The 21158-nt window shown below is 66.8% G+C and carries 23 protein-coding genes; 22 read left to right on the top strand and 1 reads right to left on the bottom strand.

Annotated features, from left to right (window positions below):
- Nucleotides 1–24: 24 nt before the first annotated feature.
- The 7 genes from C7443_RS04705 (at nt 25) to C7443_RS04675 (ending at nt 6711) form a co-directional block, all read left to right on the top strand.
- Nucleotides 25–1074: a DUF2169 family type VI secretion system accessory protein gene (locus C7443_RS04705; protein ID WP_110017399.1), complete on the top strand. Its 1050-nt coding sequence runs from the start codon at nt 25–27 to the stop codon at nt 1072–1074.
- A complete protein-coding gene (locus tag C7443_RS04700) occupies nt 1071–2069 on the top strand; it encodes a hypothetical protein (RefSeq protein WP_110017398.1) in 999 nt (332 codons plus the stop codon). The genes C7443_RS04705 and C7443_RS04700 overlap by 4 nt, the downstream gene beginning before the upstream one ends.
- The gene (locus C7443_RS04695) at nt 2069–3325 is read left to right on the top strand and encodes a TIGR02270 family protein (RefSeq protein ID WP_146213232.1); all 1257 of its coding nucleotides are present in this window, start codon (nt 2069–2071) and stop codon (nt 3323–3325) included. The genes C7443_RS04700 and C7443_RS04695 overlap by 1 nt, the downstream gene beginning before the upstream one ends.
- 81 nt (nt 3326–3406) lie before the next feature.
- Nucleotides 3407–3844: a DUF4149 domain-containing protein gene (locus tag C7443_RS04690; RefSeq protein WP_246004544.1), complete on the top strand. Its 438-nt coding sequence runs from the start codon at nt 3407–3409 to the stop codon at nt 3842–3844.
- 26 nt (nt 3845–3870) lie between these two features.
- Complete coding sequence (locus C7443_RS04685; protein WP_110017395.1) at nt 3871–4911, top strand: LysM peptidoglycan-binding domain-containing protein; 1041 nt, start codon at nt 3871–3873, stop codon at nt 4909–4911.
- Complete coding sequence (locus C7443_RS04680; RefSeq protein ID WP_110017394.1) at nt 4901–5254, top strand: hypothetical protein; 354 nt, start codon at nt 4901–4903, stop codon at nt 5252–5254. Before C7443_RS04685 ends, C7443_RS04680 begins: the two co-directional genes overlap by 11 nt.
- Before the next feature lie 371 nt (nt 5255–5625).
- Nucleotides 5626–6711, top strand: a complete 1086-nt coding sequence (locus tag C7443_RS04675) for an AI-2E family transporter (RefSeq protein ID WP_110017393.1) — start codon at nt 5626–5628, stop codon at nt 6709–6711.
- On the opposite strand, the gene C7443_RS04670 is transcribed toward C7443_RS04675, so the two are convergent.
- On the bottom strand, nt 6702–7004 hold the full coding sequence (locus C7443_RS04670; RefSeq protein ID WP_110017392.1) for a hypothetical protein: 303 nt from the start codon (nt 7002–7004) through the stop codon (nt 6702–6704). The two genes, C7443_RS04675 and C7443_RS04670, sit on opposite strands and share 10 nt — an antisense overlap.
- Before the next feature lie 364 nt (nt 7005–7368).
- On the opposite strand from C7443_RS04670, the gene C7443_RS04665 reads away from it, so the two are divergent.
- The 15 genes from C7443_RS04665 to pdxH all read left to right on the top strand — a co-directional run bounded on the left by C7443_RS04665 (nt 7369) and on the right by pdxH (nt 21156).
- Complete coding sequence (locus C7443_RS04665) at nt 7369–8046, top strand: AzlC family ABC transporter permease (RefSeq protein ID WP_110017391.1); 678 nt, start codon at nt 7369–7371, stop codon at nt 8044–8046.
- Entirely contained in the window at nt 8043–8363 is a 321-nt protein-coding gene (locus C7443_RS04660; RefSeq protein ID WP_110017390.1) for a branched-chain amino acid transporter permease, read from the top strand. Before C7443_RS04665 ends, C7443_RS04660 begins: the two co-directional genes overlap by 4 nt.
- 6 nt (nt 8364–8369) lie before the next feature.
- Nucleotides 8370–11678, top strand: coding sequence for a DEAD/DEAH box helicase (locus C7443_RS04655; RefSeq protein ID WP_110017389.1), 3309 nt, complete (start codon nt 8370–8372; stop codon nt 11676–11678).
- A gap of 70 nt (nt 11679–11748) precedes the next feature.
- Complete coding sequence (locus C7443_RS04650; protein WP_110017388.1) at nt 11749–13797, top strand: type VI secretion system Vgr family protein; 2049 nt, start codon at nt 11749–11751, stop codon at nt 13795–13797.
- Between the two features lie 52 nt (nt 13798–13849).
- A complete protein-coding gene (locus tag C7443_RS04645) occupies nt 13850–14254 on the top strand; it encodes a hypothetical protein (protein ID WP_110017387.1) in 405 nt (134 codons plus the stop codon).
- Between the two features lie 42 nt (nt 14255–14296).
- Nucleotides 14297–15166, top strand: a complete 870-nt coding sequence (locus C7443_RS04640; protein WP_110017386.1) for an HNH endonuclease — start codon at nt 14297–14299, stop codon at nt 15164–15166.
- A 12-nt stretch (nt 15167–15178) separates the two neighbouring features.
- Nucleotides 15179–15757 (top strand): SMI1/KNR4 family protein, encoded by a 579-nt coding sequence (locus C7443_RS04635; protein WP_170123495.1) that lies wholly within the window; start codon nt 15179–15181, stop codon nt 15755–15757.
- A gap of 71 nt (nt 15758–15828) precedes the next feature.
- Nucleotides 15829–16407, top strand: a complete 579-nt coding sequence (locus tag C7443_RS04630; protein WP_170123494.1) for an SMI1/KNR4 family protein — start codon at nt 15829–15831, stop codon at nt 16405–16407.
- A 71-nt stretch (nt 16408–16478) separates the two neighbouring features.
- Nucleotides 16479–17057: an SMI1/KNR4 family protein gene (locus C7443_RS04625; RefSeq protein WP_110017383.1), complete on the top strand. Its 579-nt coding sequence runs from the start codon at nt 16479–16481 to the stop codon at nt 17055–17057.
- A gap of 71 nt (nt 17058–17128) precedes the next feature.
- Nucleotides 17129–17707 carry an SMI1/KNR4 family protein gene (locus C7443_RS04620; RefSeq protein WP_110017382.1) on the top strand — a complete coding sequence of 193 codons (579 nt, stop codon included), beginning with the start codon at nt 17129–17131 and terminating at the stop codon, nt 17705–17707.
- Between the two features lie 70 nt (nt 17708–17777).
- Entirely contained in the window at nt 17778–18356 is a 579-nt protein-coding gene (locus C7443_RS04615) for an SMI1/KNR4 family protein (RefSeq protein ID WP_170123493.1), read from the top strand.
- Between the two features lie 71 nt (nt 18357–18427).
- Entirely contained in the window at nt 18428–19006 is a 579-nt protein-coding gene (locus C7443_RS04610; RefSeq protein WP_110017380.1) for an SMI1/KNR4 family protein, read from the top strand.
- Nucleotides 19003–19824 (top strand): cell division cycle protein 123 family protein, encoded by an 822-nt coding sequence (locus C7443_RS04605; protein ID WP_110017379.1) that lies wholly within the window; start codon nt 19003–19005, stop codon nt 19822–19824. The genes C7443_RS04610 and C7443_RS04605 overlap by 4 nt, the downstream gene beginning before the upstream one ends.
- Before the next feature lie 25 nt (nt 19825–19849).
- On the top strand, nt 19850–20410 hold the full coding sequence (locus C7443_RS04600; protein ID WP_170123492.1) for a DUF4123 domain-containing protein: 561 nt from the start codon (nt 19850–19852) through the stop codon (nt 20408–20410).
- Between the two features lie 104 nt (nt 20411–20514).
- Nucleotides 20515–21156 carry a pyridoxamine 5'-phosphate oxidase gene (gene pdxH, locus C7443_RS04595; RefSeq protein ID WP_110017585.1) on the top strand — a complete coding sequence of 214 codons (642 nt, stop codon included), beginning with the start codon at nt 20515–20517 and terminating at the stop codon, nt 21154–21156.
- The last annotated feature ends 2 nt before the right edge of the window (nt 21157–21158 follow it).

Genomic DNA, 21158 nt, shown 5'->3' with positions numbered 1-21158 from the left:
CTCTCGCGCACGGACGTGGTTGCCATGGAACTGCACAACCCCACGCCTCTTGCCGCTGCCAGTGCCGTCGTCACCCAGCCGGATGGACGCCCGGTGCTGGTGGCGGTGGTGCGCGGCACTTTCCGCCTGTCGCCGGGCGGCGGCACGCTGCACCTCGCCGCGCAGCAGATGCCGCCGGCGATCGCCGACATCAGCAGCGGCGAGGGCGCCGAGCACGGCCGCGGCGTGCCGCGCTACGAGCACGACTTCGCCCCCGGCAAGCGCGCCTGCGACCTCATCATCCACGCCCACGCCCACGCCCCGGGCGGCCAGCCGGCGGCGCGGGTGGCGGTCGGCGTCGCCTGCGGACCGCTGCGGCGCATCTTCGCTGTCTGCGGCGAGCGCCGCTGGCAGCACGCCGGCGATGGCAGCCTGCAGCCGTCCGCCGCCGAACCCTTCGTCGAGCGCGGTTGCGACTACACGGTTGCCTTCGGCGGTGCCGATCCGGCGGCCGACGGCGAGCCGCCGGCCTTTTGCGCGCAGAACCCGCTCGGCCGCGGCTACTGCGCGCCGGGGCGCGATCCGCTGCGCCTGCTCGATCAGCTGTTGCCGGCCACCGAGGACTGGGAGCGGCCGATCACCGCGCCCGGCGAGCTGCTGGCGCCGCTTGCGCTCGGCCCGCTCGGTCGCGGCTGGGCGCCGCGCGTGGCGCTCGCCGGCACCTATGACGAAACCTGGCGGCGCGAGGTGTTTCCGCTGCCGCCGCGCGACTTCGACGTCGGCTATCACCAGTGCGCACCGCCCGAGCAGCAGATGCCCTATCCGCAGGGCGGCGAGGAGATCCAGTTGCTGAACCTGACGCCGGCGGGCCGCTACCGCTGCCTGCTGCCGCGCATCGCCGTCGAACTGAACCTGCGTCCGGCGCGCGGCAGTCGCGAGCTGCGCCGCGCGCTGATCGACACCATCGCCATCGACACCGTTGCCGGCACGCTGTCGCTGGTCTGGCGCGTCTGCCAGCCGCTGGCACGTGGCGCCGGGGACATCGCCGAACTCACCGTCGACTGCCGCGGCGAGCTGCTGGAGCCGCAGCCATGAGCGCCCCGGTGCTGCTCGGCTGCGGTCTGGTCAGCGCGCTGGGTGGTTCGGCGCAGGCCAGCTGCGCGGCGCTGCGTGCCGGCATCGAGGGCTGGCAGGCCCGTCCGTTCGGCGCCAACGGCGCCGCGGTGTTCGTCGCCGAGGCGCCGTTCGCCCGCCACGTCAGCGGCGCCGCCCGCCTGCTGCGGCTGGCCGCCCGCGCCGCCGGCGAATGCCTGGCCGGCTGGCCGGCGCTGGCGCAGCAGCCGATCCCGCTGCTGCTCGCCGTCGCCGAGGGCGGCCGTCCGGGCGCCTGTGTCGAGCCGGCGCTGCTGCCGGCGCTGCAGGCTGAACTGAAACTGCCGGCGCACGCCGCTTCGGCGCTGATCCCGCGCGGGCGCGTCGGCGTCGCCATCGCGCTGCACCGCGCCCGCCAGCTGCTGGAAGCCGGCGGCTGTCGCGCGGTGCTCGTCGTCGGCGTCGACAGCCTGCTCGAAACCGGCACGCTGGACGCGCTCGCCGCCGCCAATGCGCTGGCTTCGCCGCAGCAGCGCGGCGCCTGCATCCCCGGTGAGGCCGCCGCCGCGCTGCTGCTCGGCCTCAGTGATGCGCCGGCGCCGCTGGCGCTGGTCGGCCTCGGCTTCGGCCGCGAAAACGCCGCGGCCGACAACGCCGTACCGCTGCGTGCCGAGGGTCTGAGCACCGCCATCCGCCAGGCCCGTGACGAGGCCGGCGCGACGGCGCCGGCGCTGCTGCTCGCGGATTTCGCCAGCGAGCCGCTGCGCCGGCAGGAGGCGGTGATGGCGCTGTGCCGCGTCGGCAGCAACGGCGCGCCGCTGCCGCCGCTGTGGCTGCCGGCGGAACTGCTCGGCGATACCGGCGCCGCGGCCGGCGCGCTGCTGGCGACGGTTGCCGCCACCGCCACGCGCCGCGGCTATGCCCCCGGCGGCGAACTGCTGCTGACGCTCGGCAACGACAGCGGCGAGCGCGCGGCACTGTGGCTGCGGGCAACGTGATGGCGCCTTGCGACGACGAGCCCGAATTCCTGCCGGCGGTGCTGGCGCGGCAGGCCGGCGATGCCGCCTTCCTCTGGCGGCAGCGCGCGCGCGTGCTGGCGCTGCCGCACACCCGGCTGTTCGACCTGCTGGCCTTCGATGAACGCCTCGGCGCGCAGCTCGACGGCCTGAGCGTCGCCGGCGCCAGCGCGACGGCTTTCGTCGAGGCCGCCGCGGCACAGGGCGAGGCCGGCGGCGCGCTGTTCACCACCGCGGTGCTGGCGCTGGAAAGCGGCCGGCGCGAGGCGGTGAGCGCGGCCTTCGCGGGAGCGGGCAGCGGCCCGCTGCGCCGGCAGGCACTGGAAGACGCGCTGGCCTGGGTGAGCTGGCGCCGGGCCGAGCCCTGGGCGCGACCGCTGCTCGAACAGCCGCAGGCCGACTGGCGCCGGCTCGGCCTCGCCGCCCATGCCCGCCACCGCGCCGACCCGGGGCCGGCGCTGGCCGCGGCGCTGGCCGCCGAGGATCTCACGCTCGCCGCCGCCGCCGCCCGCGCCGCCGGCGAACTCGGTCGCACCGATCTGTGCCCGCAGCTGCTCGGCCGGCTGACGCATGCCGAACCGGCGCTGCGCGCCTGGGCGGCGTGGTCGGCGGTGCGCCTGGGCGCGCCGGAGGCCCTGCCGGCGCTGGCTGGCGCCATCCGTCCCGGCAGCGGTTTCGCTGCCAGCGCACTGGCCCTGCTGGTGCGCGCGCTGGAGCCGCGGCAGGCGGTCGACTGGCTGCGCAGCCTCAACGGCCAGCCGGGCTGGATGCGCGTGCTGATCCGCGGCGGCGCCCACCTTGGCGATCCGCAGATGATCCCCTGGCTGCTGGCGCGCGCCGCCGAGCCGCCCTATGCGCGCCTTGCCGCCGAGAGCATCGCCTGGATCACCGGGCTCGACCTCGAACCCGCCGGCCTCAGCGATCCGCCGCCGCAGCAGGAGCCCGAAGCCGCCGCCGACGAGATCCAGCTCGATGCCGACAGCCATCTGCCGTGGCCCGACGTGGCGGCGCTCAGTGCTTGGTGGCAGAGCAACGGCCGCCGCTTCCAGGCCGGCCGGCGTTACCTGTGCGGCCGCCCGCTCGATGCCGAGACCTGCCGCTTCGCGCTGCGCAGCGCCCGTCAGCGCGAGCGCGCCGGTGCGGCCCTTGAGCTGGCACTGGCGCAGCCGACGGCACCGCTGTTCGACGTGGCGACGCTGGCGGCGCGTCAGCGTGCAGGCATCGACGCCGGCCCGTAGCGCCGGCCGCGCTATTGCCGCTGCCGTGGCGGCAGTGCCAGCATCGGCGCTTTCAACGTCTGGACATTGCAGATGCAAGAGATGGTCGAAGGACGCGCCGCGCGCGCGCTGGAGCGGCTGCTGCAGATCGTGTGGTTCGGTTCGATGTGGACGGTGGGCTATCTGGTCGCGCCGGTGCTGTTCTCGGTGATTCCCGATCGCGTGCTCGCCGGTCTGGTCGCCGGGCATCTGTTCAGGGCGGTCGCCTGGATCGGCCTGCTCGGCGGCGGTGTGCTCACGCTGATCGAGTGCCTGCGCTGGCGCGCCGGCGGCGGGCGCTGGCGCGCGCTGCTGCTGCTGTCGATGCTCGTGCTCGTGGCCGTCGGCGAGTTCTGGCTGCAGCCGGCGATGGAGGCGCTGAAGGCCGCCGGCGTCAGCAGCGGCGGCGAATTCGCCCGTCTGCACGGCATCGCCGCCTCGATCTATCTGCTGCAGAGCCTGCTGGCGCTGGGCGTGGTGCTGGGCGCGCGCCGGAGCTGAGCCGGCTGACAGGGAGGTGAAGCGTCATGCGTTACGTTGTCGCACCCGGGGATTCGCTGTGGCTGATCGCCCGGAAGCACTACGGCGATGGCGCCAAGTGGCGTCTGATCGCCGAGGACAATCTGCTGGCCAATCCCAATGCGCTGCTGGTCGGCCAGGTGCTGCAGTTGCGCGACGAGATGCAGGGGAGCAACCGCCAGCGTGAGCCGGAGCGCTTCATCAGTACCGCGGCCGTCAGCTCGGAGGTGAGCCGTCAGGCGCGGATTCCGCTGGTGTCCTACGTGTTCGTGCTCGCCGACGAGATCAATCCGCTCAGCCGCAAGCTGGTGCGCCGGGTGCTGGTCAATCCGCAGATGGCGGCTGCGGCCGGGCAGCAGCTCGGCCGGCCGCTGGCGGTGTTCCCCAACCCGGAGCGCTTCGGCTTCCAGCCGACCGACGCCGCCTCCAGGCTGCCGGCGGGGCGGCATGCGCTGGGCATGAAGCCGAGCCCGTTCCTGTCCACGTCGAGCAAGCCGCTGGGCGCCACGCGTTTTACCGGCGAGCCATTCTGGATCGACGTCAACAAAGCCATCGATGCCGGCGCCACGCTGCACGAGACCGAAGAAATCGTCAGCGACCTCGAACGCATCGCGCAGAAGACGCAGTCGGTCGATGCCCGCAAGCGCATCCAGACCATCAGCGAGCTGGTGCGCAGCGACCGTGAAGCGCTGGTGCGCGGCAATGTGCCGCCCGGCGCGGTCAAGGGCGCGGCGGCGATGGGCGCCACCCGCGTGCTGCAGGGCGTGCAGATCGTCGGCTTTGCGATGACTGCGGTGAACCTCGCCCACGCCACGGAAAAATCCATCGATCAGGGCTCGATCAAGCCGATTGCCGCCGAGAGCATTCGCCAGGCCGGCGGCTGGGCAGCGGCCTGGGCCGGCATGAAGCTCGGTGCCGCCGGCGGCGCGCTGCTCGGCATCGAAACCGGCCCGGGCGCGGTGGTGTCCGCGGCGATCGGTGGCCTGGTCGGCGGCACCGCCGGCTATTTCGGCTTCGACTGGATCGCCGACCACCTCGATGAAAACTGACGGCGGCGCCGGGCGCGAGGATTTCGCCTGCGTGCCGCCGTGGGTCGCCTTCCCGCGGCTGCGTCCCGAGGCACTGCCGGCGACGCAGGGGGCCGAGGAGCAGTGGATCGATGCGCAGTGGCGGCCGTTCTGGCGGGCGCTGGATGCCGCGCAGCGGGCGCGCTATCTCGACTGCTGGCAGGCCTCCGCCGAGTGGCGCGCGGCGATCCGCTTTTACTTCGAGGAGTTGGACACACCCTTCGACGTCGCCGCCGATGCCGCCGATGCCGCGGCCTGGCGTCAGAGTCGGCCGCCGCGCCGGCAATCGTGGCTGCGCCGGCTGCTCGCGCGCTTCCGCTCATAGCCTCGGCGTGGCTTTGCGGCTGGCGGCTGCGGCCCGGGCTGGCTGCGCCTGTGCCAATTCGGACAGCGCGTCAGGTGGTGCTGCCGGTGGCCAGTCCGCGCGGCTCAGGCGCCGGTGGCGAACGCGGTTTGGTTGTTGGCACAGCGCGGCCGGCCGGCTCGGCTGTTGGCGCTGCCGTTTTTTAACCTCATCGAGGTGATGGATCATCCGTGAACCGGCTCCGCTGATGGCTGCATTGCTCGCTGGCCGGGGCGGGCGCCTCCGGCCCGGGGCGTTTGCAAGCCGCCGAGGCATCGGGCCGTCAGCGTCGGGAAACCCGGCTTTCTTCAAAGCTTTGCTAGGCTGCGCGAGCCATCCCACGGAGACGCCCGATGCACGAACCCACCGGAGTCATCGATCGCGCGCTGATCGTGCGCCTGCTCGGTCTGAGCGCGCTCGTGCTGCTGCTGGTCGGCTGCGCGCTGACCTTATGGCCTTTCATTTCGGCGATCGTCTGGGGGGTGATCCTCGCCGTGTCGATGGCGCCGGTGCACCGCTGGCTGGCGCGGCGGGTCGGTGCGGGCGCGGCGGCGTGGATCGTCGCGCTGCTGCCGCTGTGCGCGGTGCTGCTGCCGCTGTTCGTGTTCGGCGACGGTCTGGTCAGCCAGTTCGCCAGCCTGTCGGGGCGCATCGAGACCTGGCTGGCCAGCGGCCCGCCGCACGCGCCGGACTGGCTGCGTGATCTGCCGCTGTTCGGCCCGGACCTGCACGACTGGCTGGAGACGCTGCTCAACGATCAGGCGGCGCTGGTCGATGCGCTGCGCAAGCTGATCGGGCCGACCCGCGATTTCCTGCTGGTGGCGCTGCGCAAGCTCGGCGCCGGCCTGCTCGAACTGTCGTTGTCGCTGGTGGTGATGGGGGTGGTGCTGAGTGACGCAGCCAGCCACAGCGCCCGCCTGCACCGTCTGCTCGAACTGATCGCCGGTTCGCGCACGCGCCTGCTGCTCGCCGTCGCCACCGCCACCGTGCGCAGCGTCGTCGCCGGGCTGATCGGCACCGCGCTGGCGCAGGCGCTGCTCGCCGTGCTCGGCTTCGCGCTGGCCGGTACCGGCAGCGCGCTGTTCTACGGCTTCCTGACCTTCTTCCTGTCCTTCGTGCCGATGGGGCCGGCGCTGCTGTGGGCGCCGCTGGCCTGGCAGCTCTATGACGGCGGCCACACCGGCTGGGCGATCTTCCTGGTGATCTGGGGCGCCGGCGTGGTCGGCACCATCGACAACATCCTCAAGCCGGTGCTGATCGGCCGCGGCGTGCGCCTGCCGATGCTGCTGATCTTCCTCGGCGTGCTCGGTGGTGCGCTGAGCTTCGGTCTGATCGGCGTGTTCATCGGTCCGGTGCTGCTGGCGGTGATGCAGAACCTGCTCGGCCAGTGGCTGCGCGGCGACGTCAGCGCGCCGCCCGCGCCGCCGGCTCAGTCGTAATAGCGCTTCTTGTAGTGCCCTTTGTGCCTGCCGTTGTCGTGGTGACGCGGCGGCGGTGGCGCATAGCGCGGGGCGGATTGGTGGCGTGGCTGCGGCGTGGTGATCGCGGCGCCGACGCCGGCACCGATGGCGCCCCCGACGATGGCGCCACTGCGGCCGCCGACTTCGTTGCCGATCGCGGCACCGGCCGCCCCGCCGATGCCGCCGCCGATGGCGGCATCGATCGTACTGCCGGCAAAGGCGGCAGTGGGCAGGCTCAGGCAGGCGGCGAGCAGGAGCAGGCGCGGGTTCATCAACGCAATTCCTCGATAATCGGTAGAGGGCGGAGCGCCGTGGCGCTCCGGGTGGAAAGGGGCTTTGAGCCGGTATCCGGCCCGCTGGTTCACGCGGTGTGCACAGCAAAAGTGTTTATCGTCGCGCGCCGCCGTGCGGCTGGCTAGCCCGGCGCGCATGCGGCGGCGGCCGGTCTGCCCGCGGCGGCGGGTACGGCCATCGCGCGCCGCCGGGTGCGGGCCGACGATGGCGCGCTGCGGCAGAAAAGCCTGACACGACCCGGCCGAAGGGGCGGCGGCTTGACCTGGATCAAGCCGGGGCGGGCAGCGTTCGCACAAGGCATCCGGTACCCTTGCGCGTTTGGATGCGACGTCGCGAGTGTTTATGTCCGCCCCTGTTTTCGCTGCTGCCCTGCGTGCCTGTCTGCCGGTCGCCTGCGGTTACGTGCCACTCGGCATGGCCTTCGGCCTGCTGCTGGTCGACAGCGGCCAGCCGGCCTGGCTGGCGACGCTGATGGGGCTGGTGGTGTTCGCCGGCTCGGCGCAGTTCCTCGCCGTCGGCCTGCTCGCCGCCGGTACCGCGCTGGTCGACATCTTTCTGGCCACGCTGCTGCTCAACCTGCGCCACGTGTTCTACGGCTTCGCCATGCTCGAACGCGTGCCGGCGCGCGGCTGGCGGCGCTGGTACCAGATTTTCAGCCTGACCGACGAAACCTGGTCGCTGCTGACCGCCACCGCACCGCCGCCGGGCGTCGAGCGCGTGCGCTACGACTGTGCGATTGCGGCACTCAACCAGTTCTGGTGGGTGCTCGGCTGCACGCTCGGCGCGCTCGCCGGGCGCTGGCTCGATGTCGACACGCGCGGCCTCGACTTCGCACTGACGGCGCTGTTCGTGGTGCTGGTGGTCGAGCAATGGCGGGCGGTGCGCGAGCCCTGGCCGTTTCTGGTGGCGCTGGTCGCCGGTGCGTGCGGCTGGTGGCTGGCGCCGCCGGCACAATTCCTGCTGGTATCGCTGGCATTGACCCTGGCCGGCCTGCTGGTCGCGCGGAGCCTGCATCCATGAACACCGCCTATCTGCTCGGCGCCGTTGCGGTGATGGGCGTGGCCACGCTGCTGACGCGGCTGGCGCCGTTCTGGCTGCTGAGTGCATATCGTGAAGCCGCGTGGCTGCGTTTTCTCGGCCGCTACCTGCCGCCGGCGGTGATGAGCGTGCTGGTGCTCTACTGCCTGCGCGGCATCGATCCGGGCGCGCCGGACCACGGCCTGCCGCAGCTGCTCGGCGTCGTCGTCACCGTTGTCGTGCATCTGCTCTGGCGCCAGTCGCTCGCCAGCATCGCCGCCGGCACCGCCACCTGCATGCTCCTGTTGCGCCTGCTTTGAGCCCCCATGACCGAGACCACCTCAAGCCCGAATCTGAACCTGTGGTTCGACCCGCTGACCATCGTGCGCGGCGAGGCCCTGTTTCGTACCGGCGGCGTCTTCAGCCTGGAGTCGACCAGCGACGGCGGCGTGCGCGCCGAGGTGCGCGGCAATTACGCGCCGCGCTACACCGTGCGCCTGCGCCTGAGCGGTCGGGACGAGGCACAGCGGCTGGATGCGCAGTGTGAATGCCCGCTCGGCGGCGGCTGCAAGCATGTCGTCGCCGCGCTGCTGCAACTGTTCCAGGCCAGCGATCCGATCCTCGCCGACGGCTCGGCGCTGCCGCTGGGTTCGGCGCCGGTGTCGCCGGCGCTCGGCGCCTGGCTCGAACGCCTGGCCGCGGCGGCGCTGCCGCCGCCGGTCACCGGTGGCGACGAACGCCTGCTCTACCTGCTGCAGCCGCCGGCGCGTGCCGAGGAGCCGGTCTGCGTGCGTGTGGTCGCCGCCCGGCCGCTGAAGAAGGGCGGCTATGGCCGGCCGCGCCAGCTCGACCCCGGCGATGCGCTGCTGCCCGGCGCGACCACGCGCTTCGCGATCGATGATCTGCCGCTGCTGCGGGAGCTGGCGCTGACCCGCGACACCTACACCCGCACGCTGCCGCTGCGCGACGAGCGCGGTGCCGCGCTGCTGGCGCGCCTGCTCGCCAGCGGCCGCTGCCACTGGCACGACGAGACCGGCCCGCTGCTCAGCGTCGGTGCACCGCGCCCGGCACAGCCGCAATGGTGCGTCGACGACAGCGGCCGCAGCCGTCTGGCGCTGGTGTGCGCACCGGCGAGCAGCGTGGTGCTGGCGCTGGAGCCACCGTGGTACATCGATGTCGAGGCCGGCAGCGCCGGCCCGCTGGAGACGCCGCTGCCGCCGTCGCTGGCGGCGGCGATCGCCACTGCGCCGACGCTGGCCGCCGAGGAGCTGCCGCGCGTCACCGCCTGGCTGGAGCGTCACCTGCCGGGCGTGAGCCTGCCGCCGCCGCCGCAGCTCACCGTTGCCGTCGCCCGCAGCCACCGGCCGCAGCCGCGGCTGCGGCTCTACACCCGCGAGGTCACGCCGCCGGCGCCGCGCGCCGGGCGCACGCCGGCGGCGGTGCCGGTCGACGGCGCGCACCTGGACTTCGGCTATGGCGAGCAGTGGCTCGCGCTCAATGACGCCACCACCGAGATCAGCCGCTATGTCGACGGTGTGGTGCAGCGCCTGCCGCGCGCCAGCGCCTTCGAGCACGACTGCCTGGAGCAGCTGTGCGCCGCCGACCTGGTGCCGGTGCGCACCGTCGCCCTCGGCGACCGCCTGCCGCGTGAATGCCGCCACGATTACGGCTTCCACGATCCCGACCGCTGGGGCGAATTCGTCCTCGACACCCTGCCGCGGCTGCGCGCCGACGGCTGGACCGTCGACATCGAACCCGGCTTCCGCTTCAACCTGGTCGAGGCCGACGACTGGTTCGCCGAGCTCGACGATGCCGCCGGCGAGGACTGGTTCGGCCTGGCGCTCGGCGTCGAGGTGCAGGGCCAGCGTGTCAATCTGCTGCCCTGCCTGGTCGAGCTGATCGCCCGCCAGCCCGGCGGCAGCGGCCGCGACTGGCTGGAGAGCCTCGGCGATGAGCGCCGGGTGATGGTGCCGCTGCCCGATGGTCGCCTGCTGCCGGTGCCGGCGGCGCGCATCCGCGCCATCCTCGGCGTGCTGGTCGAGCTCTACGACGGTGAAGGGCTGAACCTGCGCGGCGAGTTCTCGCTCGGCCGCGTCCACGCCGGGCGTCTCGCCGAACTCGAAGCCGCGCTGACCGGCCGGCCGCTGCACTGGCACGGCGGCCAGCATCTGCGCGAGCTGGCCGAGCGCCTGCGCAGCGGGCCGCAGCCGCTGGCGCTGCCGGCGGGCTTCCACGCCACGCTGCGCCCGTACCAGCAGCAGGGACTGGAGTGGCTGCAGTTCCTGCGCGCCACCGGGCTCGCCGGTGTGCTGGCCGACGACATGGGCCTCGGCAAGACCGTGCAGACGCTCGCCCACCTCGCCAGCGAGCATGCCGCCGGTCGCCTCGACCGTCCGGCGCTGATCGTCGCCCCGACCAGCCTGCTGCCGAACTGGGCCGCCGAGGCGGCGCGCTTTGCACCGGGACTGAGGGTGCTGGCGCTGCGCGGGCCGGAGCGCTCGATGCACTTCGCCAGCATTCCGCAGCACGACCTGATCCTCACCACCTACGCGCTGCTGCCGCGCGACCGCGAGGCGCTCGGCAAGTACGACTACCACCTGCTGATCCTCGATGAGGCGCAGGCGATCAAGAACCCGACGGCACAGGCCGGGCTGGTCGCCCGCGCGCTGAAGGCACGCCACCGCCTGTGCCTGAGCGGCACGCCGATGGAAAACCACCTCGGCGAGCTGTGGAGCCTGTTCGATTTCCTGCTGCCGGGCCTGCTCGGCGACAGCCGCCAGTTCCAGCGCCTGTTCCGCAAACCGATCGAAAAAGACCTCGACGCCGCGACCCGCGAGCGCCTGGCGCGCCGCGTCGGCCCGTTCCTGCTGCGCCGGACCAAGGAGCAGGTCGCCGCCGACCTGCCGCCGAAGACCGAGATCGTGCGCACCATCGAGCTGGCCGGCACGCAGCGTGACCTCTACGAGGGCATCCGCCTGGCGATGCAGGAGCGCGTGCGCGCCGAAATCGCCAGCAAGGGCCTGGCGCGCAGCCATATCGTCATCCTCGATGCGCTGCTCAAGCTGCGGCAGGTCTGCTGCGACCCGCGGCTGGTCAAGCTCGGCAGCGCGCGTGCGGTCAAGGGCTCGGCCAAGCTCGAACTGCTCACCGAGATGCTGCCGGAGCTGGTCGACGAGGGGCGCCGCGTGCTGGTGTTCTCGCAGTTCACGCAGATGCTCGCGCTGATCGAAAAGGAGCTGCAGAAGCTCGGCCTGCCCTACGTCATCCTCACCGGCGCCACCGACGATCGCGACACGCCGGTGCGCCGCTTCCAGAATGGCGAGGTGCCGGTGTTCCTGATCAGCCTCAAGGCCGGCGGCACCGGCCTCAACCTGACCAGCGCCGACACCGTCATCCACTACGACCCGTGGTGGAACCCCGCCGCCGAGGATCAGGCCAGCGACCGCGCCCACCGCATCGGCCAGGACAAGCCGGTGTTCGTCTACAAGCTCTACACCGAAGGCACCGTCGAAGAAAAAATCCGTGACCTGCAACTGCGCAAACGTGCGCTGGTCGACGGTATTCTCGGCGAGCGGGAAAGCAGCGGTGTGCTGGCCGATGAGGATCTGGAAGCCCTGTTCGCGCCGCTGAGCTGAGGACTGACTCCGCGCCACCGGAGTGTGGCGCGTCACGCCGGGGGGATTCCCGGCCGCGTAAGGACACGCTATGAGCTGGCAACCCACCCAGCAGCAGCGGGTGATGGCGCTCAAATCGCCGCTGCCCGACGATGCGCTGCTGTTGCGCGCCTTCGAGGGGCGCGACGCGCTTTCGGCGCCGTTCGAGTACGTGCTCGACGTGCTCGCCAGCCGCCGCGACATCGCCGTCGGGCAACTGCTCGGCCACAACCTGAGCGTGCGCCTGGAGCGGGCGGACGGCAGCCAGCGCTGGTTCAACGGGTTCGTCGCCGAGCTGGTGCAGACGGCGTGGGATAGCGGCATGCCGGGTTACCGCATCGTCCTGCGGCCCTGGCTGTGGTTTCTCACGCGCAGTGCCGACTGCCGCATCTTCCAGCAGCGCAGCGTGCCGGAGATCGTGCGCACGGTGCTCGACGACCACGGCTTCAGTGATCTGGAACTGCACCTGAGCGCCGACTACGCGCCGCGCGAATACTGCGTGCAGTACCGCGAATCCGACTTCGCCTTCATCTGCCGGCTGCTGGAAGCCGAGGGCATCTATTACTTCTTCCGCCATGAAAACGGCCGCCATGTGCTGCTGCTCGCCGACGCCTACGCCGCGCACCACACGGTCGCCGGCTACGCGCAGCTGCCTTACTACCCGCCGGGCAATGAGCAGCGGCGGGCGCAGGAGCATTTCAGCGACTGGTCGGCCAGCCACCGCGTGGCGACCGGCTGCGTCAGCCTCGACGCCTTCGATTACCTCAAACCGCGCGCCACGCTGCTTGCGCGCAGCCGTGCCCCGGATGCCCATGACCTGAGCGCACTCGGTCTCTACGATTACCCCAGCCCGCACCGCGACGGCGCCAGCGGTGAGCGGGCGGCGCGCCTGCAGCTGGAGGCCCTGCAGAGCGGCCGCCACGGCTGGCGTTTTTCCGGCAATGTGCGCGGCCTCGGCAGCGGTGATCTGTTCAGCCTGAGCAATTGCCCCGAGGCCACGGCCAATGCCGAGTATCTGGTCGCGGCCGCGCAGTACGCCTTCAGCAGCGGTGCCTATCGTTCCGGGGCGGGGGAGGCGCCGGAATTTCGCGTCACGCTCGAAGCGCTGCCGGCGCACGAGCCGTTCCGGCCGCCCCGGCTGACCCCCGTGCCGCGCATCGCCGGGCCGCAGACCGCCATCGTCGTCGGTCCGCCCGGCGAGGAGATCTGGACCGACCAGCACGCCCGGATCAAGGTGCGTTTTCACTGGGATCGCGAAGGTGAGGCCGACGAAAACAGCTCGTGCTGGCTGCGCGTCGCCCAGTCCTGGGCCGGCCGGCAGTGGGGGGCGACCTTCATCCCGCGGATCGGCCATGAGGTCATCGTCGACTTCCTCGAAGGCGATCCGGATCAGCCGCTGGTGACCGGCAGCGTCTACAACGCCGATCTGCGCCCGCCCTGGAGCCTGCCCGAACACGCCACGCAATCGGGCCTGCGCACGGCCTCGACGCCAGGGGCGGCCGGTGCCAACGAGCTGCGCTTCGAGGACCGCACCGGCGCCGAGGAAATCTGGCTGCATGCACAGAAAGACCTGCGCCTGCGCATCGAGAACGACCGCATCGAACGCATCCTGCGCGACCAGCACGTGCTCATCGAGCGCGACCGTTACCAGCGTGTAGCGCGCGATCTACACCAGCAGGTCGGCGGCGATCGGATGACGCGTATCGACGGTGGAGAGTCGCTGGACGTGCGTCAGGACATCCACGTCAAAGCGGGCACCGATCAGGCCTACGAGGCCGGGCAGATTCTGCAGCTGCAGGCGGGGACGCACGTCGTCATCGAAGCCGGCGCCAGCATCACGCTGAAGGCCGGTGGCGCCTCGATCGTGGTCGGCCCGAGTGGCGTCTTCATCAATGGCGCACCGATCGCGCTCAACAGCGGTGGCAGTACCGGCAGCGGTCCCGGTTGCAGCCCGCAACCCGCACAGCCGCCGCTCGAAGCCGCTCCAGCCGCGCACGGCGGCCTCAGCCCCGCCGCCGCCGAGCGCCAGCGCCAGCAGGCGCGGGTGCTGCTGGACGCTGCGCGCTTTGGCATTCCGTTTTGTGAACGTTGCGGCCAGTGACGGCCGCGCAACCGCGGTTTCACCGCATGGCACACACCTGAGGAGTGACCCGATGATCACCATCGACCAGGACCAGTACGACCGTCTGCTGCAGGGCGATCCGCAGGGCTTCATTGCGGAGACCTACCGTTTCCTCTGCGATACCCAGCCCGGCGCCATGCGCGGCATTCCCGAACACCTGATGCTGGACATGATCGCCGCCGCGATCGCGCGCGCACGCCGCCACGGCTTCGACAGCGACGAGCAGGTCATGGGCTTCGTCGGCCTGATGTTCGAGATCGCGCCGAACTTCGATGAAGAACCGACGCTGCGCGCGATTCTCGACGACCGCAGCCGTCCCGCTGCCGAGCGCTGGGAGGCGCTGTTCGCCGACACGCCGGAGCTGACGCAAGCCTGGGAGCGGGCGGCGTACCCGACCTTCTACGATCACAAGGCCTGGCTCGGTCCGGAGTCCTGATCCCGCGTACTCGATCACGATCGGCACACAAGGAGGTGTGCAGTGGGGCAGTACCTCGGACGTATCGAAGACGATACGGCGCAAGCGCTCGCCGATGCGGAACAGCAGCTGGCGGCGCTGCAGCGCAGTCGCGAATGGGAACTGGCGAAGACTGCAGCCGATGCCGCCGGCATCGTCGATCCGACGCCGACTTCCGATGCCATCTCGCTGGCGATGAGCGTCGCGGAACAGGACTGGGTCGGGGCATTCCTCTCCGGCGTCAGTTTCATCCCCTACCTGGGCGATGCCGTTGCCAAACCGATCAAAGTGGCTCGCAGCACGAAGGCGATCGCCGCCATCGAGCGGCAGGCGGCAGCCCTCGCCGAACAGGTCGCCCATTATCAGGACACCGCGATCCGCTTCGCCCAGCGCCGCATGGCCGCCGCCGCCGAACGTGCCCGCCGCGTCAAAGCAGCCGCCCAGCGCCATGTCGGTAACGCCAAATGCGCCAGTTGCAACCGCTTCGGCTCGCAATTACCAAAGACTGGCAGCTGGAGCGGCGAGAAGGGGCATTCCCGCTGGACGTCCGACGACGGTGATGTATCGCTGGATTACAAAGAGGGCTATCCCGACTTTTCGACCAGTAATCCGCCATCGGTTTATCGCAGTGGCGATCAGGAGGGCATTGTAGAGGTCGAAATGGCTGGTAATAAATCGGATTTTATAAAAGCGCGTAATGCGATGCGGAAAAAGATTGGAGATTCAAATTGGCCCGGCAGTAAAGATTCTGCTCCTGAAGAATACACATGGCATCATAAAGAGGATGGTGTCACGATGATATTAGTTAATGAAAAGGTCCATAATAAAGCGATATCGGGTGCTGCACATACAGGTGGTGTCAGTATCGTTGATGGTAGTGGTTCACAGTTTTAGGAGATGGCGATCATGGACTTTGTTCTGAATGGCAAAGATTATGAAGTGCTTCGGGCCGGCCATCCTCTGAGTGAGGAAGAACTATGCGCTTTCGAAGCTCAGATAGGTACTAGGCTGCCGCCGCAGTTGAGAAGTTATTACCTGCGGTGGAATGGTGGTCTTCCCAGTCCAACGTCTATCCCGATGAATAGCAGTGTCTGGGTCAAGGTGACGTGGCCCGTGGGATCGGCGGCGGAGCTTATCGGGCCTGCTGTTATTTTTTCGAAATTATTCATCATTAACTCTGAATCGCATTCAGATTTTCTGGAGGCTTTGAATACTTTTAAAAATTATATTCCAGATGATTATTTATGCTTTTCCCGTGATCCTGGCAGCAGTCTTTTCCTGATTGGTATCGGGGAGAGCAATTTTGGCAAGATCTTTTTTTGGGAATATGGATGTCACGCGAATATTTATGAAGGAGAAATCCCTGACGACAGCAATATTGCCTATGTCGCCGATTCCTTCGTGGAATTCCTGCTGGCCTTGCGAGAAGAGCCTGGTGAAGATGAGCCGCTGGAGGACTGGGTCAAACGGATGTATTCAGAATAGGCGCTGTCATTTCCCGTGATTGGCTGCCAGCGGATGGTGGTCGGTAACAGTATTCCAGGATGGATTGGAAAATGGATTTTGTGCTGAATGGAACAGATTATGAGGTGCTTGGGCACGGTCATCCTCTAAGTGAGGAAGAACTGTGCGTTTTCGAAGCGCAGATCCACACCAGGTTGCCGCCACAGCTGAGAAGTTATTACCTGCGGTGGAATGGCGGTCTTCCCAGTCCAACGTCTATCCCGATGAATAGCGGTGTCTGGGTCAAGGTGACGTGGCTGGTAGGTGCAGCCGCGGCGTCTACAGGACCGGCTGTTATTTTATCTGGGTTATTCATTATAAATTCAGATTTGGGTACAGACTTTCTGAGAACTTGGAATGATTTCAAAAGCTGTTTTTCAGATAGTTATTTGTGCTTTGCGCGGAACCCCGGCAGCAGTCTTTTTCTGATCGGTATCGCACCCAATAATTTTGGCCGTATATTTTTTTGGCGACCCGGATACCAGACGGAGGGCTGTGAAGGCCACCCACCCGACGACAGCGGCATTGCTTATGTTGCCGATTCCTTTGTGGAATTCCTGTTGGCCTTGCGAGAAGAGCCCGGTGAAGATGAGCCGCTGGAGGACTGGGTCAAACGGATGTATCCAGAATAGGCGCCGCTATTTTCCGTGATTGGCTGCCAGCGGATGGAGGCCGGTAACGTCGTTCCAGGAGGGGTCAGGAAATGGATTTTGTGCTGAATGGCAGGGAATATGAGGTAATTGAGCACGGCTCTCCTCTGAGCGAGGAAGAACTGTGCGCTTTCGAAGCGCAGATACATATCAGGTTGCCACCGCAATTGAGGAGCTATTATCTCAAGTGGAATGGTGGTCTGCCATTGCCAACAGATATCCCGAAGACGAGTACCGCTTGGGTCAGGGTCGAGTGGCCTGCAGGCTCGGTTGCGGTATCTGTCGGGCCGGCTGTCATTTTGTCGGAGCTGTTAATTATCAACTCAGATCTGGGTGCTGATTTTCTGCAAAACTGGAATGATTTAAAAAACTATATTCCAAATGATTATTTGTGCTTCGCTTGTGATCCTGGCAGCAGTCTTTTCCTGATTGGTATCGGGGAGAGCAATTTTGGCAAGATATTTTTTTGGGAATATGGATATCACGCGAATATTTATGAAGGAGAAATCCCTGACGACAGCAATATTGCCTATGTCGCCGATTCCTTCGTGGAATTCCTGCTGGCCTTGCGAGAAGAGCCTGGTGAAGATGAGCCGCTGGAGGATTGGGTCAAACGGATGTATCCAGAATAGGCGCTGTCATTTCCCGTGATTGGCTGCCAGCGGATGGTGGTCGGTAACAGTATTCCAGGACGGATTGGAAAATGAATTTTGTGCTGAATGGCAAAGATTATGAGGTGCTTGTGCACGGTCATCCTCTGAGTGAGGAAGAACTGTGCGCCTTCGAAGCGCAGATACATATCAGGCTGCCACCGCAATTGAGGAGCTATTATCTCAAGTGGAATGGTGGACTAGCCTGTCCAAGCGATCTTCCGGAGGGATCTAGTGTCTGGGTAAAACTGCAATGGCCTGTGAAAATACTCAATGCCGATCTCGATCAGGCAACGAGTGTGCGTAAGTTTTTTATTATAAACGCGCAAGGAGAGACAGATTTTTTTAGTATTTGGAGTGCTTATGAAAAGCATATTCCTAAAGGTTATCTATGTTTTTCACAGGATCCAGTGGGTAGTCTTTTTTTGATCAGTACACAAGAGCGCAGCCTAGGGCAGATTTTTTTTTGGCCTAGGCAGTTTGGTGGAGGGCTTGATGGTGATGATAGTCGAACAGAAACGGAACTTGCTTTTATTGTGGGCTCGGTGACGGAGTTTTTATTGTTGATGCGAGAAGAGCCCAATAACGATGAGCCGCTGGAGGACTGGGTCAAACGAATGTATCCAGAATAGCGCCGTCATTTCTCATGATTGGCTGCCAGCGGATGGTGGTCGGTAACAGTATTCCAGGATGGATCAGGAAATGGACTTTGTACTGAATGGCAGGGAATATGAGGTACTTGGGCACGGCCATCCTCTGAGTGAGGAAGAACTGTGCACCTTCGAAGCGCAGATTCACACCAGGTTGCCGCCACAGCTGAGAAGTTATTACCTGCGGTGGAATGGTGGTCTTCCCAGTCCAGCGTCTATCCCGATGAATAGCAGTGTCTGGGTCAAGGTGACGTGGCCCGTGGGATCGGCGGCGGAGCTTATCGGGCCCGCTGTTATTTTTTCGAAATTATTCATCATTAACTCTGAATCGCATTCAGATTTTCTGGAGGCTTTGAATACTTTTAAAAATTATATTCCAGATGATTATTTATGCTTTTCCCGTGATCCTGGCAGCAGTCTTTTCCTGATTGGTATCGGGGAGAGCAATTTTGGCAAGATCTTTTTTTGGGAATATGGATGTCACGCGAATATTTATGAAGGAGAAATCCCTGACGACAGCAATATTGCCTATGTCGCCGATTCCTTCGTGGAATTCCTGCTGGCCTTGCGAGAAGAGCCTGATGAAGATGAGCCGCTGGAGGACTGGGTCAACCGGATGTATCCAGGATAGGCGCCGCTATTTTCCGTGATTGGCTGCCAGCGGATGGAGGCCGGTAACGTCGTTCCAGGAGGAGTCAGGAAATGGATTTTGTACTGAATGGCAGGGAATATGAGGTAATTGAGCACGGCTCTCCTCTGAGCGAGGAAGAACTGCGCGCTTTCGAAGCACAGATACATATCAGGTTGCCACCGCAATTGAGGAGCTATTATCTCAAGTGGAATGGTGGTCTGCCATTGCCAATAGATATCCCGAAGACGAGTACCGCTTGGGTCAGGGTCGAGTGGCCTGCAGGCTCGGTTGCGGTATCTGTCGGGCCGGCTGTCATTTTGTCAGAGCTGTTAATTATTAACTCAGATCTGGGTGCTGATTTTCTGCAAAACTGGAATGATTTCAAAAACTATATCCCAAATGATTATTTGTGCTTTGCTTGTAATCCTGGCAGCAGTCTTTTCCTGATTGGTATCGGGGAGAGCAATTTTGGTAAGATCTTCTTTTGGGGATATGGATGTCACGCGAATATTTATGAAGGAGAAATCCCTGACGACAGCAATATTGCCTATGTCGCCGATTCCTTCGTGGAATTCCTGCTGGCCTTGCGAGAAGAGCCTGATGAAGATGAGCCGCTGGAGGACTGGGTCAAACGGGTGTACCCGGCGTGAATTCGTGCGCTGTCTGGCGGGCGCCGTATGACATTCATGCTGCGCGGGCGACTTTCATCGATGCCTGGCCGGTGGCGTGGGTCGAGCGCGCGCCGGAGATGCGTTTGCTGGCGTTGACGACGGCCGAGTGTCAGGCGCTGGGTGCGCAGATCGGCGGGCTTGGACATTGGTTCGCGCCGCTGCCGGCGCAGCGCCTGCAGCGGCTCATCCGCTGGCTCGATACCGCCATTGCCGAGCTCGGTGGCCGCTGCTGCGTGCGCCTGAGTTCACGCAGCCCCAAGGATTCATTGCAGGCGCAGCGGCACGGGCTGTGCGTTGGCGGTGCCGCACAGGCGCTGGCGCAGATCGTCACCGGCTCACTGCGCTGCGCGGTCGATCTGCGCATGGCGCTGATGTTCGATGTGCCGTTGGCGCTGGTCGTGCGCCGGTGGCTCGATTTTCCGGACTGGGCCGAGCTGCGCTGCTTCGTGCAGGACGGCGTCTGGTGCGGCGCCAGTCAGGCCCTGCATGCCGATGGTGCCTGCTTTGCCGAGCTGGAGAGCCATGCCGAGGCGTTGCTCGGCGCTTGTGCCTCGCTGCTGCCGGCGCTGATCGCCGCGGCGCCGCCGGCGGCGCTGGCGTTCGATGTCGCCTGCCTGCCGACGCCGGCGGGAAGCTGGCGTGCGGTTTTGCTCGATGCCAATCCGCTGGGAGCGACGACGGATCTGGCGCTGTATGCGCGTCGCGGCGATTTCGATGCCTGCCTGCGCTGGCGCTCGGCGGCGGGGATTTCCAGATTGCGTTTGCCGGCCCTGGCCTGCCGCGGCGTCGCCGCGTGAGCCAGCCCGGCCGGAGGAGTCTTGCATGGACAGGGATGTCGCTGCGTCTGCCCGCGGGGAGCCGGTAGGTCGCCGTCGCGACCAGTTGGCCCGCTTCTGCACGCCGCCGTCCGGGCATGCGCTGTATGCGCTGCTCGACGGTGCCGTCGTCGGTGAGCTGCCGCAACGTCTGGTCGCGGCCGCCGGTGAATACGTCTGCCTGTATCGCGGCGAGCTGGTGGCGGAGCTGGCGGCCGTCGCGCCGTACCTGCTGCGCCTCGACAGTGCGCCGGCGTGGCGCGATCGGGTGTTCGATCACTGGGGTGAGCACTGGGGCGTGCTGCTGACCAGCCGCGCCGGGCTGCGTGCCCTGCGCGACCACTGCCGCCGCCTGCTGCTGATCCGGGGGCCGGGGCAGAGGAGCTACTACATGCGCTTCTACGATCCGCGCGTGTTCCCGCTGCTGGCTGCGTCGTTCGATACCAGGCAGCTGCGCGAGTTGTTCGGCCCGATCGAATATTTCTGGTGCGAGGACTCGGCGACGCAGGTGCGCCGCTACCAGCTCGAAGCCGGCCGCATCACGAGCAGCAGCACCCGGCTCGGCTGAAGGCTGGCGGCCTCAGGGCATCCGCCGGCTGCGGGCGTTAGCGGTATGCTTTTTTACCTGCAGGGTCGATGCCGCTCATGCAGCCCGATGGCATGGTGCAAAAAATGAATCCAACAAACGATGACGTGAACAAAGCCTTTGAACACGATGACGACGCGATCAAGGGCGACGACCCGTTCGCCATGTTCGGCGAATGGCTGGCGCTGGCGGAAGGCAAGGAGATCAACGATGCCAATGCGATGGCGCTGGCGACCAGCGACGCCTCGGGGCTGCCCGACGTGCGCATGGTGCTGCTGAAGAGTTTCGATCACGACGGCTTTGTTTTTTATAGCAATACCGAGTCGCAGAAAGGTCAGGAGCTGGCCGACAACATGCAGGCGGCGGCCGTGCTGCACTGGAAGTCGCTGCGCCGCCAGGTGCGCATCCGTGGCCCGGTGTCGCTGGTCGCGGATGCGGAGGCGGATGCCTATTTCGCCTCGCGCGCCCGCGCCAGCCGCATCGGCGCCTGGGCCAGCCAGCAGTCGCGGCCGCTTGCCAGCCGTATGGAGCTGGTCAAGGCCGTCGGCATCGAGGCGGCGCGCTTCGGCATCGGTGAGATTCCGCGGCCGCCGTACTGGACCGGCTACCGCATCGCCCCCGTCTACATCGAGTTCTGGATGGACAAGCCGTTTCGCCTGCACGACCGCCTGGTGTTCACGCGGCCGTCGCCTGCCGCACCGTGGCGCTGCGGGCGCCGTTACCCGTAAGG

The organism is Plasticicumulans acidivorans (assembly GCF_003182095.1).
In the GTDB taxonomy this organism is placed as follows: Bacteria; Pseudomonadota; Gammaproteobacteria; order Competibacterales; family Competibacteraceae; genus Plasticicumulans; species Plasticicumulans acidivorans.
Note: the sequence above shows the minus strand (reverse complement) of the source record. Positions and strands in the feature narration are given on the sequence as shown.

Coding starts and splice junctions, on each gene's coding strand:
- C7443_RS04660 (WP_110017390.1), top strand. CDS start 8,043: ATGAACACCGCCTATCTGCTCGGCGCCGTTGCGGTGATGGGCGTGGCC.
- C7443_RS04610 (WP_110017380.1), top strand. CDS start 18,428: ATGGATTTTGTACTGAATGGCAGGGAATATGAGGTAATTGAGCACGGC.
- C7443_RS04665 (WP_110017391.1), top strand. CDS start 7,369: ATGTCCGCCCCTGTTTTCGCTGCTGCCCTGCGTGCCTGTCTGCCGGTC.
- C7443_RS04645 (WP_110017387.1), top strand. CDS start 13,850: ATGATCACCATCGACCAGGACCAGTACGACCGTCTGCTGCAGGGCGAT.
- C7443_RS04695 (WP_146213232.1), top strand. CDS start 2,069: ATGGCGCCTTGCGACGACGAGCCCGAATTCCTGCCGGCGGTGCTGGCG.
- C7443_RS04615 (WP_170123493.1), top strand. CDS start 17,778: ATGGACTTTGTACTGAATGGCAGGGAATATGAGGTACTTGGGCACGGC.
- C7443_RS04620 (WP_110017382.1), top strand. CDS start 17,129: ATGAATTTTGTGCTGAATGGCAAAGATTATGAGGTGCTTGTGCACGGT.
- C7443_RS04675 (WP_110017393.1), top strand. CDS start 5,626: ATGCACGAACCCACCGGAGTCATCGATCGCGCGCTGATCGTGCGCCTG.
- C7443_RS04705 (WP_110017399.1), top strand. CDS start 25: ATGGAACTGCACAACCCCACGCCTCTTGCCGCTGCCAGTGCCGTCGTC.
- C7443_RS04690 (WP_246004544.1), top strand. CDS start 3,407: ATGGTCGAAGGACGCGCCGCGCGCGCGCTGGAGCGGCTGCTGCAGATC.
- C7443_RS04630 (WP_170123494.1), top strand. CDS start 15,829: ATGGATTTTGTGCTGAATGGAACAGATTATGAGGTGCTTGGGCACGGT.
- C7443_RS04700 (WP_110017398.1), top strand. CDS start 1,071: ATGAGCGCCCCGGTGCTGCTCGGCTGCGGTCTGGTCAGCGCGCTGGGT.
- C7443_RS04680 (WP_110017394.1), top strand. CDS start 4,901: ATGAAAACTGACGGCGGCGCCGGGCGCGAGGATTTCGCCTGCGTGCCG.
- C7443_RS04625 (WP_110017383.1), top strand. CDS start 16,479: ATGGATTTTGTGCTGAATGGCAGGGAATATGAGGTAATTGAGCACGGC.
- C7443_RS04685 (WP_110017395.1), top strand. CDS start 3,871: ATGCGTTACGTTGTCGCACCCGGGGATTCGCTGTGGCTGATCGCCCGG.
- C7443_RS04670 (WP_110017392.1), bottom strand. CDS start 7,004: ATGAACCCGCGCCTGCTCCTGCTCGCCGCCTGCCTGAGCCTGCCCACT.
- C7443_RS04600 (WP_170123492.1), top strand. CDS start 19,850: ATGGACAGGGATGTCGCTGCGTCTGCCCGCGGGGAGCCGGTAGGTCGC.
- pdxH (WP_110017585.1), top strand. CDS start 20,515: ATGAATCCAACAAACGATGACGTGAACAAAGCCTTTGAACACGATGAC.
- C7443_RS04635 (WP_170123495.1), top strand. CDS start 15,179: ATGGACTTTGTTCTGAATGGCAAAGATTATGAAGTGCTTCGGGCCGGC.
- C7443_RS04655 (WP_110017389.1), top strand. CDS start 8,370: ATGACCGAGACCACCTCAAGCCCGAATCTGAACCTGTGGTTCGACCCG.
- C7443_RS04650 (WP_110017388.1), top strand. CDS start 11,749: ATGAGCTGGCAACCCACCCAGCAGCAGCGGGTGATGGCGCTCAAATCG.